The sequence below is a fragment of the Providencia rustigianii DSM 4541 genome (assembly GCF_000156395.1).
In the GTDB taxonomy this organism is placed as follows: domain Bacteria; phylum Pseudomonadota; class Gammaproteobacteria; order Enterobacterales; family Enterobacteriaceae; genus Providencia; species Providencia rustigianii.
Map to the genome: position 1 here is coordinate 100,964 of NZ_GG703823.1, position 2,399 is coordinate 103,362.

The 2,399-nt window shown below is 51.8% G+C and carries 1 rRNA gene and 1 other annotated feature; the gene reads right to left on the reverse strand.

The annotated features are described in order from the left end of the window. Positions 1-58 precede the first annotated feature (58 nt). Positions 59-240, reverse strand: a sequence feature (23S ribosomal RNA rRNA prediction is too short). Positions 241-298: 58 nt separating this feature from the next. Beyond that, positions 299-2,307 (reverse strand): 23S ribosomal RNA (locus PROVRUST_RS19425). Positions 2,308-2,399: the final 92 nt, after the last annotated feature.

The window sequence follows — 2,399 nt, forward strand, 5'->3', positions numbered from 1 at the left end:
CATGATGTCCGACCATGCTTAGCCAACCTTCGTGCTCCTCCGTTACTCTTTGGGAGGAGACCGCCCCAGTCAAACTACCCACCAGACACTGTCCGCACCCCAGATAATGGGGCCACGTTAGAACATCAAACATTAAAGGGTGGTATTTCAAGGTTGGCTCCATGCAGACTGGCGTCCACACTTCAAAGCCTCCCACCTATCCTACACATCAAGGCTCAATGTTCAGTGTCAAGCTATAGTAAAGGTTCACGGGGTCTTTCCGTCTTGCCGCGGGTACACTGCATCTTCACAGCGAGTTCAATTTCACTGAGTCTCGGGTGGAGACAGCCTGGCCATCATTACGCCATTCGTGCAGGTCGGAACTTACCCGACAAGGAATTTCGCTACCTTAGGACCGTTATAGTTACGGCCGCCGTTTACTGGGGCTTCGATCAAGAGCTTCTCCTTACGGATAACCCCATCAATTAACCTTCCAGCACCGGGCAGGCGTCACACCGTATACGTCCACTTTCGTGTTTGCACAGTGCTGTGTTTTTAATAAACAGTTGCAGCCAGCTGGTATCTTCGACTGGCTTCAGCTCCATCCGCAAGGGACTTCACCTAATGCCAGCGTGCCTTCTCCCGAAGTTACGGCACCATTTTGCCTAGTTCCTTCACCCGAGTTCTCTCAAGCGCCTGAGTATTCTCTACCTGACCACCTGTGTCGGTTTGGGGTACGATTAATGATAATCTAGAGCTTAGAGGCTTTTCCTGGAAGCGGGGCATGAGCTACTTCGCCACCGTAGTGACTCGTCATCAGACCTCAGTGTATAGTGAACCGGATTTGCCTAATTCACCCACCTACATCCTTAAACCGGGACAACCGTCGCCCGGCCAGCCTAGCCTTCTCCGTCCCCCCATCGCAATTATCACCAGTACGGGAATATTAACCCGTTGCCCATCGACTACGCATTTCTGCCTCGCCTTAGGGGTCGACTCACCCTGCCCCGATTAACGTTGGACAGGAACCCTTGGTCTTCCGGCGTGCGGGTTTTTCACCCGCATTATCGTTACTTATGTCAGCATTCGCACTTCTGATACCTCCAGCATGCCTCACAGCACACCTTCGCAGGCTTACAGAACGCTCCCCTACCCAACAATATTTACATATCGCTGCCGCAGCTTCGGTGCATGGTTTAGCCCCGTTACATCTTCCGCGCAGGCCGACTCGACCAGTGAGCTATTACGCTTTCTTTAAATGATGGCTGCTTCTAAGCCAACATCCTGGCTGTCTGAGCCTTCCCACTTCGTTTCCCACTTAACCATGACTTTGGGACCTTAGCTGGCGGTCTGGGTTGTTTCCCTCTTCACGACGAACGTTAGCACCCGCCGTGTGTCTCCCGTGATAACATTCTTCGGTATTCGTAGTTTGCATCGAGTTGGTAAGTCGGGATGACCCCCTAGTCGAAACAGTGCTCTACCCCCGAAGATGAGTTCACGAGGCGCTACCTAAATAGCTTTCGGGGAGAACCAGCTATCTCCCGGTTTGATTGGCCTTTCACCCCCAGCCACAAGTCATCCGCTAATTTTTCAACATTAGTCGGTTCGGTCCTCCAGTTAGTGTTACCCAACCTTCAACCTGCCCATGGCTAGATCACCGGGTTTCGGGTCTATACCCTGCAACTCATTCGCCCAGTTAAGACTCGGTTTCCCTACGGCTCCCCTATACGGTTAACCTTGCTACAGAATATAAGTCGCTGACCCATTATACAAAAGGTACGCAGTCACCCTGATAAATCAAGGCTCCCACTGCTTGTACGTACACGGTTTCAGGTTCTATTTCACTCCCCTCGCCGGGGTTCTTTTCGCCTTTCCCTCACGGTACTGGTTCACTATCGGTCAATCAGGAGTATTTAGCCTTGGAGGATGGTCCCCCCATATTCAGACAGGATAACACGTGTCCCGCCCTACTCGTCGAGTTCACAACACTAACACCTTCGGATACGGGGCTATCACCCTATACTGCCGGCCTTTCCAGACCGTTCTCCTGATGCTAATGCTGATTAAGACTCTGGGCTGTTCCCCGTTCGCTCGCCGCTACTAGGGGAATCTCGGTTGATTTCTTTTCCTCGAGGTACTGAGATGTTTCAGTTCCCTCGGTTCGCTTCGTTTGACTATGTATTCATCAAACGATAGTGCAACGAATTGCACTGGGTTTCCCCATTCGGATATCGTCGGTTATAACGGTTCATATCACCTTACCGACGCTTTTCGCAGATTAGCACGTCCTTCATCGCCTCTGATTGCCTAGGCATCCACCGTGTACGCTTAGTCGCTTAACCTCACAACCCGAAGGTGTTTCGCTATCAGACAACATTGGGCGTCATGGTTGCGCGTGGTGAACTTCTTCGTTGGGCAGG